This is a genomic window from Burkholderia cepacia GG4 (assembly GCF_000292915.1).
Taxonomy (GTDB): domain Bacteria; phylum Pseudomonadota; class Gammaproteobacteria; order Burkholderiales; family Burkholderiaceae; genus Burkholderia; species Burkholderia cepacia_D.
The window spans coordinates 2,972,471-2,983,957 of sequence record NC_018513.1 but is presented as its reverse complement, the minus strand read 5'-3'; the positions used below and the strand labels follow the sequence as shown (position 1 = coordinate 2,983,957).

Genomic DNA, 11,487 nt, shown 5'->3' with positions numbered 1-11,487 from the left:
CAGCCGACGCGGAGATTGCCCGAATCAAGCTGCCACCGGGTTGGCACGCGAGCGAGGGCACGCTGGCGCGGCCGCTCGCGTTGTCGGGACACGGCCTGCACACCGGGCGGCGTGTGAAGGTGCGGATCCTGCCGGTGACGCCGGCGGGCGGGCGGCACGGGATCGTGTTTCGACGGATGCGCGACGGGCGCGAGCTCGGTGTGCTCGAAGCCGCTCCCGCACTGCGCCGCGCCCAGCCGCTCTGCACGATGCTGCGCAATGCCGACGGCGTCGGCGTGCGGACCGTCGAGCATCTGCTCGCGTCGCTGCTGGCGTGCGAAATCGATCATGCGATCGTCGAGCTCGACGCGGAGGAAGTGCCGATTCTCGACGGCAGCGCAGCGCCGTGGGTCGACGCCATTCGCGCCTGCGGCCGCAGCGCGCTCGACGCACCGAAGCGTTTCATCCGTGTGCTGCGCCCCGTCGTGGTCGCGGACGGCGCCGGCGATCAGCGGCGCGAAATGCGGATCGAGCCGGCGCCGCGCTACGAACTGAGCGTGCGCAACGACCTGCGCGGTTTCGGCGACATGCACTGGGACGGCGCGCTGACACCGGACGCGTTCGCGACTGAAATCGCACCGTCGCGTTCGTATGGGCGCGTGAAGTGGGCCGTACCCGCGATCATCGCCGGGTATGTGCGCGGCGTGCCGATCCTGCGCGGCGCGCGGCCGTCATGCACGGCGTCGATCGTCGGCAATCGCGTGCTGGGCGGGATGCGGCTGCCGGAGGAGTTCGTCCGGCATCGCGTGCTCGACCTGGTCGGCGATCTCGCACTGGCCGGCGCGCCGCTGCTCGCGCGCGTGAGTGCATTGCGCCCAAGCCACGAGATGAATTTCCGGCTGGTCGATGCGCTGCTGACCGATACCCGCGCATGGCAATGGGCCGAGTTTTCCGACGCGTGACACCACGCTTTTTAAAAATACGCGGCGTAACATAGCGCCTTTTCGAGATACAGCGAAGGAAGCAATGGCACTGGGAGAACACCTTCGCCAGCAACTGGCGGCGAAAGCCCTGAAGCGGCAACTGGAGCGCGCGACGGACGCCGCCGCTGCACCGGGCGTGCCCGGTACGCCGGCGGCACAGGCCGTATCGGCGCGCAGCCGTTTCGAATCGATGCCGCAGTATCAGCAGGTCAGGATCATGCGCGAGATGGGCGAGAAGCTGCGCGTCGACTCGCCGTTCTTCCGCGTACACGATGGCATCGCCGGCGCGACGACGCAAATCGGCGGCCGCGAATACGTGAACTTCGCGAACTACAACTATCTCGGTCTCGCCGGCGATGCGGCCGTGTCGGAGCGGGCGAAGGCCGCGATCGACCGCTACGGCACGTCGGCGTCCGCGAGCCGGATGGTCGCGGGCGAGCGCCCGGTGCAGCGCGACCTCGAGCGGGCGCTGGCCGCGTTCTACGAGACCGACGACTGCGTCGCGTTCGTGAGCGGCCACGCAACCAACGTGACCGTGATCGGCGCGCTGTTCGGCCCCGGTGACCTGATCGTCCACGATGCACTCGCGCACAACAGCATCGTGCAGGGCGCGCAGCTGAGTGGCGCGAAGCGGCTGAGCTTCGCGCACAACGACTGGCAGGCGCTCGACGAATTGCTATCGCGCGTGCGCCGCGACTACCGGCACGTGCTGATCGCGATCGAAGGGCTGTACAGCATGGATGGCGATTTCCCGGACCTGCAGCGCTTCGTCGACGTGAAGACGCGCCATGGCGCGTTCCTGCTCGTCGACGAAGCGCATTCGCTCGGCGTGCTCGGCGCGACGGGCAAGGGCATCCGCGAACATTGCGCCGTCGCGGCCGACCAGGTCGACATCTGGATGGGCACGATGAGCAAGACGCTGGCCGGTTGCGGCGGTTTCATCGCCGGCTGCCAGCCGCTCGTGGACATGCTGCGTCACCTGGCGCCCGGCTTTCTGTACAGCGTCGGGCTCGCGCCGACGCTCGCCGAAGCGTCGCTGGCCGCGCTCGAACGCCTGCAGGCCGAACCGGAGCGGGTGGCGCAACTGCAGGCGCGCGGTCGGCAGTTCCTGACCGAGGCACGCGCCGCGGGGCTGAACACCGGCACGAGCGCCGGGTATGCGGTCGTGCCGGTGATCACCGGGAGCTCGCTGAAGGCCGCGCAGTGGGCGAACGCGATGTTCGACGAAGGGATCAACGTGCAGCCGATCTTCTATCCGGCCGTCGAGGAGAAGGCCGCGCGTCTGCGGTTCTTCATCTGCTCGACCCACGAGCCGCAGCAGATCAGCCGGACGGTCGCCGTGCTGGCGCGGCTCGCGGGGCGAGCAGCATGATGGCGGCCGCCGCGCCTGCGCGATCCGTCGGCGCTCCGCAGGCCGGCAGGTTCACGTCGTTTCGCGCCGCATGTGCGGACGATGCGGCGGCATGCGCGCCGCTCGTATTCGCATCCGGCGTCGGCGAATTCGGTTTCTTCCTCGGTGAAAGCGACGCGCGCTGCATCGCGTTCCTGCAACAGGCGTTCCGGTCGCGCCATGGCCGGTTCTCGTGGCGCCGGCATCGGGTCGCGGTCGGCGCCGACGGCACCGTGCTCGCCGTAATGGCCATCCATGACGGGCGCCGGACGCGGTTCGACGACGTACACGTCGTGTGGGCATTGACGCGCTTCTTCGGGCTGCGCCGTACGCTTGGCCAGTTGCTGCGCGGGCTGATTCTGGAAACGGAAATCCCGGCGCCGAAGCGTTCGCAGATCCTGGTCGCGCATTGCGCGACCGACGAACGCCAGCGCGGCACGGGCATCTTCACCGCGCTGCTGCGCGATGCGCTCGATACCGGCGCGTTGCCGGACGACGCCAGCCGCGACATCGTGCTCGACGTGCTGACCCGCAACACGCGCGCCCGCGCGCTGTACGAGCGGCTCGGCTTTGCCGCGCTGACACGGCGTCGCGCGCGCTCGCGTTGGCTGCCCGCCGAACTCGATTCCGTACGCATGCGGCTCGCGCGCCGCGACTGACAGCGGCGCGAACTGCGCCGTCGCCTACTTGTGCCGCGGATTGAACGGCCGCTGCTGCACATCGGCTCCTTGCGCGACGATCGCCATGCTTTCCGGTACTTCTTCCCACGCGCCGCGCAGGTCGACGAGCGGCTCCGATACGACCATGAACGCGTCGTCGCCGGCTTCCGCGATGCGCGGATTGTGCGGATAGAGTTCGTGCAGATGCTTGAACGACGTGCTGTGGAACAGCGAGCGCGACTGCCGTTCGCTCGAATAGCGCACCGCGATGATCCGGTCGCCGTCCGTCGCACAGATCGTCATGTTGAGCGGCTCGGCGACACGATATCGCGCGGCAGTTTCCTCGACGACGCCGACCATCCGCTCGAGCGCCGGCAGCGGCGTCTGCTCGAGGCCGTAGGTCAGCGCGAGGCGGAACATCAGCTCGGAGTCGGTCGAGCCTTCGAGCGTCGGGAACAGCGCCGGGTCGACCTTCAGCGTCAGGTCGCGGCGCAGCTTGTGGAAATCGCGGATCAGGCCGTTGTGCGCGAACAGCCAGCGGCCGTGGCGAAACGGGTGACAGTTGGTTTCCTGCACGGGCGTGTCGGTCGCCGCGCGGATGTGCGCGATGAACATTCGCGAGCGGATCGCGCGCGCGGCTTCACGCAGGTTGCGGTCGTTCCATGCGGGATGCACGGAGCGGTAGCGGAACGGGAGTTCATCAGGGCGGCCGTACCAGCCGATGCCGAATCCGTCGCCGTTGGTGGTCGTCGCCCCGAGCTCCGAATGCAGGCTCTGGTCGATCAGCGAATGCTTCGCGCGAAACAGGACGGTCTCGAGATGGATCGGATTACCCGTATAGGCGAGCCAGCGGCACATGGCGTGCTCCTTCGCGATGAGTCGTTCGCGCATGGTAGCCGACTTCGCGGTGCCGCCGTTGTCGATCCGCGGCGGCCGGCCAACCGGCCGGCACCGCCGCGATCGTCATGCCAGGGGGTGCAACCGTTGCACCCCGACCGGGTGCGTCAGTCGCCGAGCGCGTCCATCACGCGCGCGGAGTAGACGAGCGCCGCGCCCGCATTCAGCGCGACCGCGACGCCGAGTGCTTCCGCCACTTCCTCCTTGGTCGCGCCATGCTTCGCGGCTTCGGCCGTGTGCACCGCGATACAGCCGTCGCAGCGTGTCGTGACGGCTACCGCGAGCGCGATCAGCTCGCGCGTCTTCGCGTCGAGATGGCCCGTCTTGGCGCCGGCCCCGGACAGCGCCTTGTAGCCGGCGAGCGTGTCGGGCGACAGCTTGGCGATTTCGCCGATGCGCGTCGAGAGTTCCTTCCGGTATTCGTTCCAGTTCAGCATGATACGTCCTTTCGAGAAGAGGTGGGTCGGGCGGCGGATGCCGCGATCTCGGGCGATGCAGGGCTTATTCTGAGCGTTCACGCTGAGGGTTTCGATACGCTAGAGTGTCAATTTTTAGCGCAAACGTCTCATGGACGCATTGAGTCAACTGTTGTCGCTGGGCCGCAGCCATGTCGAACTCGACGTGCGCTGCCTGCTCGACGGCCCGTTCGCGATGCCGCACGACCCGTTGCCGCCCGGCGAGGCGGCGTTTCACTTGTTGCTGTCCGGAACGTGCCGGTTGCGCACGGCGGACGGGCGCACGCTACGGCTGGCTGACGGCGATTTCGTGCTGCTGCCGGCGGGCGACGCACACGATTTGTCGGATGTGGACGGCGGTGGTGTGCGATCGGTCGCGTCGCTGCGCGAACCGGGCGCAGCCGGCGGCGCGGTGCTGCCGGTCAAGTCGAATCGCGATTTCGCGGACCCGGCCGATGCGAGTGTCGACCTGCTCTGCGGCCGCTTCGTCTATGCGCGCGGGGCCGGGGAATTGCTGATGCGCACGCTGCCGCGCGTGCTGCACGTCGGGTTGCGCGAAGCGTCGGGGCCCGCGTCGCTGCAACTGCTGACGAGCGTGCTGCGCGCCGAGGCATCGAATGCGCAGCCGGGTGCGCGCGCGATCGTGAACGCGCTGGGGCAGGCGCTGCTCGCGTATGCACTGCGCGCGTACGGCCGCGATGCACGCGTGCCGGCCGGCTGGCTCGCGCTGGCTGCCGATGCGCGGCTCGGTCCGTCGGTTCAGGCTGTACTGCAGGCGCCGGAGCAGCCGTGGACGGTCGAGTCGCTCGGCATGGCATCCGCGATGTCGCGGGCGACGTATGCGCGGCAGTTTCGCGAGAAGGCGGGGATGAGTGTCGGCGCGTTCGTCGCGCAGATCCGGATGATGCACGCATGCGCGCTGCTGCAGGATACGCAGCGCGGGCAGGCGGAGATCGGGCAGGCGGTCGGCTATCAGTCGGAGGCGGCGTTCGGCAAGGCGTTTCGCGCGGTGCTCGGCACGACGCCGGGGCGCTGGCGGCGCGCGCAGCGCGGCGTGTAGGACGGCAAGCGCGGTTGGGGCTGCGCAATGAACCTGACCATCATCCAGCAGCCGGCGTTCGCATTCGTGGCCGCATCGTGGGGGCGCGCTGCTCGCCGGTTTCGCGGCATTCCTGATCGGGCCGCCCGTTTCGCGGCCACCCGCATGCACCGGTGCACCGCAGGCTCCCCGTCCGGTCGACTTCGTCGAAATCGGCGCGCGCATCGTCGAGATGCCGAGCGCGACGCGGCAGGAAGCAGACGCAAAAAAGCCTCCACTTGGGAGGCTGTATTTGCACTATCAAAGATAGTTGGTAGGGTGGGAGGGACTCGAACCCTCGACTCTCTGATTAAAAGTCAGATACTCTAACCAACTGAGTTACCACCCCACGTTCTTGAAACCTGTTAGTCCGTTGCGCTAACAACAACTTGCGTAACGACCTAAAGAGCAAAAAATTATAGCGACGGTTTGCAGGTCTGTCAACAACTCAGCACGATAATTTATTTGATGCTCTCGATCTTGCCCTGCGCAGTCTGCGCAGCGTTCGATCCGGCGTACTGCGACACGACTTGCTCGAACGTCTTCTTCGCGGCCGCCTTCTGGCCTTGTTCGAGCTGGTTCGTGCCGATTGCGACGAGGGCGTCGGCCGCGCGCGGATGCTGCGGATACTTGCTCACGATCGCTTGCCAAGTCGCAGTCGAGCCGCGGTAGTCGCGCAGCGCGTATTGCGCGTTGCCGAGCCAGTACTGCGCGGTCGGCTGGTACGGGCTCTGCGGATACTTCGTGATGAAACCGCGGAACGATGCCGCGGCTGCCTTGAAGTTGCCGTTGCGGAACTGCTGCTGCGCCGCGCTGAGCGCCTCCGTTTCACCCGGCTGCACGGTGCCCTCGACACCATCGATCGTTGCCTGTTGCGGCTCGAACTTCTTGAGTCGCGTGTCGAGATCCTGGTAGTACTCCTTGTTCTGCCGTTCGAGCGTCGTCAGCCGGTTCGTCAGGTCCTCGTTCTCGCCGCGCAGCGTCGCGACCTGCTGGTTCAGCTGGTCGATACGGCCGGTTTGATCGAGGATCGTACGCTGGGCGGCCGACAACTGGCTGGCCTGGTTGTCGGTCTTGCTGCGCAGATCGAGCACGGCACGGCGCGCTTCGTTGTCGTCGAACACGCCGGCGTGCGCCGGCGCGGCCGACCACGCCGCGCCGACGACGCAGAATGCTGCGGCGATGCGCAGCCAGGATACACGGTGCGTCATACGGCGGCTCTTCCGTTACTTACTGTTGGTAGGCGAGGTCGGCGCGACGGTTCTGCGCCCACGATGCTTCGTCGTGACCTGCTGCTTGCGGCTTTTCCTTGCCGAGGCTCACGGCTTCCATCTGCGAGTCGTTCACGCCGAGCAGTGCCATCGCGCGGCGGACGGCTTCCGCACGCTTCTGGCCCAGCGCGAGGTTGTACTCGCTCGTGCCGCGCTCGTCGGTGTTGCCCTGGATCAGCACGTGGCGCTGCGGGTGGCTCTTCAGGTACTGCGTGTGTTGCTGCAGCAGCGGCTGGTACTCGTCCTTCACCGAATAGCTGTCGAAGTCGAAGTAGATGCTGCGCTTCGCGAGCGGGCTGTTCGGATCGTTCAGCGGATCGACGTTCACTTGCGCGACGTTGTCGGCGCTCGGTTGCGTGCTGACTGCACCCGCGTTGTTCGCCTTGTCGTCGAGCTTCACGCCCGACTTACATGCGGCGAGCGCGCTGATCATCATCACGGCCAGGGCCAGACGAGCTTTGTTCGACATCATGGTTACTCTCCTTGTGGTCATTGCATGAAGGGCCCCCACGACGGCTCACGAACGGAGCCGCCCTGGACGGACAGGATTTGCGGCGGCGCGCTGCCGTCGGAGGGCACTGCTGCCAGCACGTTGCGACCACCCGACTGGGTAGCATAGAGAAGGTACTGGCCGTTTGCCGCGAAGCTGGGCGATTCGTCGCGATTGGTATTCGTGATGGCGTTCGCCGCGCCGGATTGCAGATCCTGAACGTACAGCTTGAACCCCCCACCCGTGCGGGAGATGTAGGCGAGCAGCTTGCCGTCCGGGCTGATGCGCGGGCTGGTGTTGTAGTTGCCGGTGAAGGTCACGCGCTGTGCCGAGCCGGCGCTTTCACCCTGCGCGGGCATCCGGTAGATCTGCGGTGCGCCGCCGCGATCGCTCGTGAAGTAGATCCAGCGGCCGTCCGGCGAATAGAACGGCTCGGTGTCGATCGAGCCGCTCTGCGTGAGGCGGCGCAGGCCGCCGCCCGTCGAGTTGACCGTATAGATTTGCGTGTTGCCCGACAGCGACAGCGCGACGGCCAGCGTGTTGCTGTCCGGCGACCATGCCGGTGCGCTGTTGTTGCCCTTCTGGTCGGAGACGATGTAGCGGCGGCCGGTCGGCAGGTCGTGGATGTAGACGATCGGCTTCTTGCGCTCGAACGACACGTACGCGACCTTCGTGCCGCTCGGCGACCAGGACGGCGAGATGATCGGTTCGGTGCTCGACAGCGCGATGCGCGCGTTCTGGCCGTCCGAATCCGAAATCTGCAGCTGGTAGCGGTTGCCCGTCTTGATCACGTACGACAGGCGCGTGGCGAACACGCCGCGCACGCCGAGCAGCTTCTGGTAGATGTAGTCGGCGATCTTGTGGCCGGCCGTGCGCATCGTGTTGTCGTTCGCCGTCAGCGACAGGCCGCCGAGGCTTTGCTGCTTCACGGTGTCGTACAGGATGAAGTTCACCTTGTACTGGCCGTTCGCTTCGCGGTTCACGCTGCCGGCCACGAACGCGTTCGCGCCCTTGGCCTTCCATGCGCCGAGATCGACCGAGGCGGTCTCGGGCACGGGCGTGCTGCCCGCGTCGATATTGGTGAATTTGCCGCTGCGGGCGAGGTCCGCGCGGACGATCGAAGTGACCTGCTGCGGCAGGCCTGCCTCGTTCGCGAAGTTCGCGGTGGCGATGGGGAACTGGGTCGAACCGACGCCGGTGATCAGCACGTTGACCTGCGCGTTAGCGGCGCCGCCGGCCGCAATCAGACACGAGGCCACGAGTGCCCTGAAACCTAGTTTCGTCATCAAACTCATGCTTCTTGCTTCCCATGTGACTTGGATCGCTGCGCAACCGCAGAGACAGTAAAAATACCCGATTCGTTCCCGTCCGGCAGCGACGCACGGAGTGTAAGCGCATTTGCGATCACTCCGCCGCCTTGAAGGTAATCGTAATGTCGGACGGGGTACGACCGTTAGAATCGGGTGGCAATGGGACCGACGCCTGGATCGCATTGACCACGGCTTGATCCCACCCCGAATTTCCGCTCGAACGGCGGATCGATACGCTCAGCACGTCGCCCGACGGCGTGCAGCGGATCGCGACGATGGTCGTCAGGCCGGCGCGCTCGCCGCCCCAGACGATGTTCGGCTTCACGCGTCGACGCACCTTGTCCGGATAGCCGGGCGATGCGGCATTGCCGCCGGAGCCCGAGCCGGTGCCGCTCTTCGCGAGGCCTTCGCCACCGCCTTCGCCGCCGCCGGACATGCCCTGCATCTGCGCGAGACGTGCGCTGCGTTCCCGGTCGAGTTGCGCCTTCGACGCCGCGTCGGCCTTCGCGCGTGCCGTCGCTTCGGCCTTGGCCTTCGCCTGGGCTTCCGCTTTCGCCTTCGCGGCCGCGTCGGCCCTGGCCTTCGCCGCCTGCTGCGCTTCCAGCTGTGCCTGCTTCTGCTGCTGCAGTTTTTGCTGCTGGAGCTTCTGCTGTTCGAGCTTCTGCTGCTCCACGAGCTGCTGTTGCTTGAGCTTGTCCGCCTGCTTCTGCTTTGCGCGCTCGGCCGCCTTCTCCGCGGCGAGCGCGGCGGCTTGCTGGGCCGCGAGCTGCGCGCGCCGGGCTTCCTCTTCCTGCGCCTTCAGCTGCTGTGCGCGGCGCTGCTGCTCGAGCAGCGCTTCGCGCGCGGCCGCTTCCTGCTGCCGCTTCTTCTGCTGCAGCGCGATGTCCGCCTGCTCGTCCCGGACCGGGGGAGGGGGCGGCGCGAGCTTTGCGGGCGGCGTGGGCGTGACGACGGGCCGCGGCGCGGGGACGTCGGGCACCTCGGTCCACAGCTCGGCTTCGGCGCCGGCCGGCGTGCTGTTCTGCCACTGCACGCCGTGATAGAGAAACAGCCCGAGCAACACGTGCATCAGCGCGGCGAGCGCGAATGCGCGCCAGGTGCCGCGCTCGCGAGGGGGCTGAGGCGGGTAGGCGTTGCTGCGCGTGGATTGCTGCCGGTTCATTGCGATTTGACGAGGAGGCCGACGCGCTTGACGCCGCGCGCCTTCAGATCCGACATCACGGTCATGACCGCATCGTACTGCACGGTCTTGTCGGCCGCGATCACGACCGGCTGGTCGGGATGGTCGGTCTGCCGGGCCAGGATGAAGCTGTCGAGCTCGGCCTTGGTCATCGTGTCTTCCTGCGTCGCGCCGGACTCGCCCTTGTACTTGACGCTCATCGTGCGGTCGGCCTTGATGTTGACCACGACGGGCGGCGTCTGTTCCTGCGGCGCGGCGTTGCCGACGGTCGGCAGGTTGATGATCGACGGTGCGACGAGCGGTGCGGTGACCATGAAGATCACGAGCAGCACCAGCATCACGTCGATGTACGGGACGACGTTGATGTCGGCCATCGCACGGCGCCCGCGGCCGCCGCGCATGCTGGATCGAATGGGACTTCCTGCCATGGCGTGCTCCTTACTGGGCCTGACGCTGCAGGATGTTCGAGAACTCTTCAATGAAGGTCTCGAAACGGATCGCGAGGCGGTCGATGTCGTGCGCGTAGCGGTTGTACGCGACCACTGCCGGAATCGCGGCGAACAGGCCGATCGCGGTGGCGACGAGCGCCTCGGCGATGCCCGGCGCGACGTTCGCGAGCGTGGCCTGCTGCACGTTCGCGAGGCCGCGGAACGAGTTCATGATCCCCCAGACGGTGCCGAACAGACCGATGTACGGGCTGACCGAGCCGACCGACGCGAGGAACGCGAGGTTTGCTTCGAGCACGTCCATTTCACGCTGGAATGATGCGCGCATCGCACGGCGCGCACCGTCGAGCACGAGGCCCGGGTCGCTGATCCGCTTTTCCTTCGCCTTCAGGAATTCGCGCATCCCCGATTCGAAGATCCGCTCGAGCGCGCCAATCGTATGACGGTTGTTGGCCGCGCTCTGGTACAGCGCCTGCAGGTCGCCGCCCGACCAGAAATCCCTCTCGAAGCGTTCGGTCTGCGCGCGGGCGCGGCGGATCGCGAACCACTTGCGGAAGATGAAGGTCCACGACATCAGCGACAGCAGCAGCAGCAGCCCCATCACGGCCTGGGCCAGCACGCTCGCGTTGAGGACGAGGGAAATGATCGACAGGTCTTGAGAAGTGTTCATAGAGGTTTGATTAACGTCCCTTCGGGGCGCCCGGTATGCGTGCGGCGCGGCGCGCCGGCCAGGCCTGGCGCCGAACCTTGCTTAGTATCAATTCAGGAAGGCAAGTTCATAGGCTTTGTCTAAACGGTGCTCATCCGAGCTTCGTTGACAATAGAGTCTGCCCGGTGTCGATGACGGGCCCGCGTTGCAGCGCGTCGAGCACGACCGGCGGGATCGCCGCGGGCCGGATGCCGGTACGGTCGACGCAGCCGAGGCGGATGTGGCCGGCGACGAGCAGCGTGTCGCCACGCCAGGCTTCCTGCGTGAATTCCACCGATGCGCGGCCGATACGCCCCGGCCGGCTCGTGATCGCCAGCGAGTCGTCGAGTCGCGCCGGCGCGCGGTAGTCGAGCGTCGTGCTGCGGACGATGAAGATCGCGCCGGTGTCGTCGGCGAGCTGACGCTGGTCGATACCGCACGCGCGCAGCCATTCGGTGCGGGCGCGCTCGAAGAATTTCAGGTAGTTGGCATAAAAGACGATGCCGCCTGCATCGGTATCCTCGTAGTACACGCGAACCGGCCAGATGAAGCCGGAGGGCGCGTCCGGGGAGCGGGTAGGCTGAGTCATGGCGCGCATTTTACCGGAAGGCCGGGATCGGATTCGTAACCGATTCGTAACGGAATGTAGTACGTCGTAGCA

13 protein-coding genes and 1 tRNA gene are annotated in these 11,487 nt (G+C 66.8%); 4 read left to right on the top strand and 10 right to left on the bottom strand.

What is annotated here, in order from left to right:
* Positions 1-23 precede the first annotated feature (23 nt).
* From GEM_RS13645 to GEM_RS13635, 3 genes are all read left to right on the top strand, one after another.
* A complete protein-coding gene (locus GEM_RS13645) occupies positions 24-941 on the top strand; it encodes a UDP-3-O-acyl N-acetylglycosamine deacetylase (RefSeq protein WP_041490692.1) in 918 nt (305 codons plus the stop codon).
* A gap of 64 nt (positions 942-1,005) precedes the next feature.
* Entirely contained in the window at positions 1,006-2,334 is a 1,329-nt protein-coding gene (locus tag GEM_RS13640) for an aminotransferase class I/II-fold pyridoxal phosphate-dependent enzyme (RefSeq protein ID WP_014897975.1), read from the top strand.
* Positions 2,331-3,011: a GNAT family N-acetyltransferase gene (locus GEM_RS13635; RefSeq protein WP_014897974.1), complete on the top strand. Its 681-nt coding sequence runs from the start codon at positions 2,331-2,333 to the stop codon at positions 3,009-3,011. The genes GEM_RS13640 and GEM_RS13635 overlap by 4 nt, the downstream gene beginning before the upstream one ends.
* Before the next feature lie 24 nt (positions 3,012-3,035).
* Here GEM_RS13635 and GEM_RS13630 read toward each other — a convergent pair whose 3' ends face one another.
* Both GEM_RS13630 and GEM_RS13625 read right to left on the bottom strand, forming a co-directional pair.
* The gene (locus tag GEM_RS13630; RefSeq protein ID WP_014897973.1) at positions 3,036-3,869 is read right to left on the bottom strand and encodes a class II glutamine amidotransferase; all 834 of its coding nucleotides are present in this window, start codon (positions 3,867-3,869) and stop codon (positions 3,036-3,038) included.
* A gap of 146 nt (positions 3,870-4,015) precedes the next feature.
* The gene (locus tag GEM_RS13625) at positions 4,016-4,345 is read right to left on the bottom strand and encodes a carboxymuconolactone decarboxylase family protein (protein WP_014897972.1); all 330 of its coding nucleotides are present in this window, start codon (positions 4,343-4,345) and stop codon (positions 4,016-4,018) included.
* A gap of 130 nt (positions 4,346-4,475) precedes the next feature.
* Between GEM_RS13625 and GEM_RS13620 the strand changes: the two genes are divergently transcribed.
* On the top strand, positions 4,476-5,423 hold the full coding sequence (locus GEM_RS13620; protein WP_014897971.1) for a cupin domain-containing protein: 948 nt from the start codon (positions 4,476-4,478) through the stop codon (positions 5,421-5,423).
* A 290-nt stretch (positions 5,424-5,713) separates the two neighbouring features.
* Here the strand turns inward: GEM_RS13620 and GEM_RS13615 are convergent.
* From GEM_RS13615 to ybgC, 8 genes are all read right to left on the bottom strand, one after another.
* A tRNA-Lys gene (locus GEM_RS13615) sits at positions 5,714-5,790 on the bottom strand.
* 112 nt (positions 5,791-5,902) lie between these two features.
* A complete protein-coding gene (gene ybgF / locus GEM_RS13610) occupies positions 5,903-6,652 on the bottom strand; it encodes a tol-pal system protein YbgF (RefSeq protein ID WP_014897970.1) in 750 nt (249 codons plus the stop codon).
* A 19-nt stretch (positions 6,653-6,671) separates the two neighbouring features.
* Complete coding sequence (pal, locus tag GEM_RS13605; protein ID WP_014897969.1) at positions 6,672-7,184, bottom strand: peptidoglycan-associated lipoprotein Pal; 513 nt, start codon at positions 7,182-7,184, stop codon at positions 6,672-6,674.
* Between the two features lie 17 nt (positions 7,185-7,201).
* Positions 7,202-8,497, bottom strand: a complete 1,296-nt coding sequence (gene tolB, locus GEM_RS13600) for a Tol-Pal system beta propeller repeat protein TolB (RefSeq protein ID WP_014897968.1) — start codon at positions 8,495-8,497, stop codon at positions 7,202-7,204.
* Positions 8,498-8,606: 109 nt separating this feature from the next.
* On the bottom strand, positions 8,607-9,674 hold the full coding sequence (gene tolA, locus GEM_RS13595; RefSeq protein WP_014897967.1) for a cell envelope integrity protein TolA: 1,068 nt from the start codon (positions 9,672-9,674) through the stop codon (positions 8,607-8,609).
* Positions 9,671-10,120, bottom strand: a complete 450-nt coding sequence (gene tolR, locus GEM_RS13590; RefSeq protein WP_014897966.1) for a protein TolR — start codon at positions 10,118-10,120, stop codon at positions 9,671-9,673. Before tolR ends, tolA begins: the two co-directional genes overlap by 4 nt.
* A gap of 10 nt (positions 10,121-10,130) precedes the next feature.
* Complete coding sequence (gene tolQ, locus GEM_RS13585) at positions 10,131-10,808, bottom strand: protein TolQ (protein ID WP_010091489.1); 678 nt, start codon at positions 10,806-10,808, stop codon at positions 10,131-10,133.
* A 130-nt stretch (positions 10,809-10,938) separates the two neighbouring features.
* Positions 10,939-11,424, bottom strand: coding sequence for a tol-pal system-associated acyl-CoA thioesterase (gene ybgC, locus GEM_RS13580; protein ID WP_041490548.1), 486 nt, complete (start codon positions 11,422-11,424; stop codon positions 10,939-10,941).
* Between the last annotated feature and the right edge of the window lie 63 nt (positions 11,425-11,487).

Excerpts from the sequence above, each read along its gene's own strand:
- GEM_RS13625 (WP_014897972.1), bottom strand. The coding sequence starts at position 4,345 with ATGCTGAACTGGAACGAATACCGGAAGGAACTCTCGACGCGCATCGGC.
- GEM_RS13620 (WP_014897971.1), top strand. The coding sequence starts at position 4,476 with ATGGACGCATTGAGTCAACTGTTGTCGCTGGGCCGCAGCCATGTCGAA.
- pal (WP_014897969.1), bottom strand. The coding sequence starts at position 7,184 with ATGATGTCGAACAAAGCTCGTCTGGCCCTGGCCGTGATGATGATCAGC.
- tolB (WP_014897968.1), bottom strand. The coding sequence starts at position 8,497 with ATGAGTTTGATGACGAAACTAGGTTTCAGGGCACTCGTGGCCTCGTGT.
- GEM_RS13630 (WP_014897973.1), bottom strand. The coding sequence starts at position 3,869 with ATGTGCCGCTGGCTCGCCTATACGGGTAATCCGATCCATCTCGAGACC.
- GEM_RS13635 (WP_014897974.1), top strand. The coding sequence starts at position 2,331 with ATGATGGCGGCCGCCGCGCCTGCGCGATCCGTCGGCGCTCCGCAGGCC.
- ybgC (WP_041490548.1), bottom strand. The coding sequence starts at position 11,424 with ATGCGCGCCATGACTCAGCCTACCCGCTCCCCGGACGCGCCCTCCGGC.
- GEM_RS13640 (WP_014897975.1), top strand. The coding sequence starts at position 1,006 with ATGGCACTGGGAGAACACCTTCGCCAGCAACTGGCGGCGAAAGCCCTG.
- tolA (WP_014897967.1), bottom strand. The coding sequence starts at position 9,674 with ATGAACCGGCAGCAATCCACGCGCAGCAACGCCTACCCGCCTCAGCCC.
- ybgF (WP_014897970.1), bottom strand. The coding sequence starts at position 6,652 with ATGACGCACCGTGTATCCTGGCTGCGCATCGCCGCAGCATTCTGCGTC.
- tolQ (WP_010091489.1), bottom strand. The coding sequence starts at position 10,808 with ATGAACACTTCTCAAGACCTGTCGATCATTTCCCTCGTCCTCAACGCG.
- tolR (WP_014897966.1), bottom strand. The coding sequence starts at position 10,120 with ATGGCAGGAAGTCCCATTCGATCCAGCATGCGCGGCGGCCGCGGGCGC.